The 1,440-nt window shown below is 59.9% G+C and carries 1 protein-coding gene; it reads left to right on the top strand.

Going from position 1 to position 1,440, the window contains the following annotated elements; all coding sequences use genetic code 11:
• Positions 1-801 (top strand): Xaa-Pro peptidase family protein (locus tag IVA80_RS10830; RefSeq protein ID WP_247428980.1); only part of this gene is annotated, 801 nt, incomplete at its 5' end.
• Positions 802-1,440: the final 639 nt, after the last annotated feature.

Genomic DNA, 1,440 nt, shown 5'->3' with positions numbered 1-1,440 from the left:
GTAGGTTTCGAGCTCGGCTGCTGGAATCTCGCGCCGGCCGATGTAAGTGCGCTCCAGGAGCGCCTTCCGGAAATGAAGGTCGTCGATGCCTCGCGTCTTGTCTCATCGGTGATGGCCGTGAAGAATGAGCTCGAAATCAAGGCCATTCGTGACGCGATGGCCATGACGGACGTGGCGGTGCGCGCGTTTCAGCAGTCGCTGCGGGACGGTATCACCGAAATGGAAATGGCTGCGGCCATTCAGGGTGAGGTGAGAAAAGCAGGTGGCGACGAAGTCAGGCTGGTCTCAATCGGGTTCGGTGAAAGAGCGAAGCTCCCCCACACGAAACTAACGCGCCACCCGATCAGGAACAACGAACCTGCGATGGTGGAAGTCGGTGGAATAAAGCAAGGATACGCCGGGGCGCTGGTCCGCGGTGCGGTGCTTGGCCGGCATCCTGAAGCCGAAACTTTGCACGCCTTGGCCGAGGAGGCCCTTGAAGCCGCCATCGCCGCGATCAAGCCAGGTGTGACGGCGGGAGAAGTGGACGCCGCGGCGCGCAAGGTGATCGAGCGATCTGTGCGACCACAGGCCCTTAATCATCGGGTTGGCTACCAAACCGGCGCCCCCTGGGGCGAACGTGGCAACATCAGCCTGGAACCGGGCGCAACCGACATCCTAGAGACCAGCATGACCGTTCACATGCCAGTCATTCTCCTCGGGAAAGACGATTACCTGTTTGGCTGCAGCGAGACCGTCCTGGTGACGGACCGTGGTGCAGAGATCCTCAGCCGTACACCGCATACGCTCTATCGCGCGTAACGACCAAGCGGGTCTTGGACGCATCAGTCCGCGGGCGGGCCACCGCCCGCTTATAGACTGCACGGTCAGCGGCAGCAGCTCGATTATGGGATGATCTTTGCCGGCGCGCCGCGCGCTTGTGTTGCGACGCCCCATTGTGTCACCAGCCAAGCCAACTTGCTGGCGACCTTAGTATCGAGGCTTCGCATCGCGCAGGTCGCTTGCAAATTGTCGACCGATAGACGCCTACTTGGGTATTCGAGCTGAACGCGCGGTCATACTGGCAGAACGGATAGCCGACATTCGCGCCAGCCTATGCCAGATATTGCGTTGCAAATCGATCCTTGTCGATAAGCAAGCCAAATCGGGGCCTGCGATAAAGCCACTGTCCGCGGCAGTGCGGATGCAACAAATGACAGCTGGAGTCAGACGCCTTTCGATCAAATCCCCAAACTCGACCGCTCGCGTCATCGCCTTCATTTCCCATGACCAGGCGATCGCCGCGTCCTTGCACATTCCTGCTTAGACCGCTGCGGCCTATTTCAAAAAGTTGCCTTCGCACTCTGGGTGCTTCGGCCCCCGTTCGTCATCTCCCCGGTAGCCTTGTGACGCAGTCGAACAGCCGCCGCTTAAGACATATTGCCAACTCTGCGACAGTAG

This window comes from Bradyrhizobium sp. 139 (assembly GCF_023074175.1).
Lineage (GTDB): Bacteria > Pseudomonadota > Alphaproteobacteria > Rhizobiales > Xanthobacteraceae > Bradyrhizobium.
The sequence above is the reverse complement of the archived record's forward strand: the minus strand, read 5'-3'. Positions and strand labels throughout refer to the sequence as shown.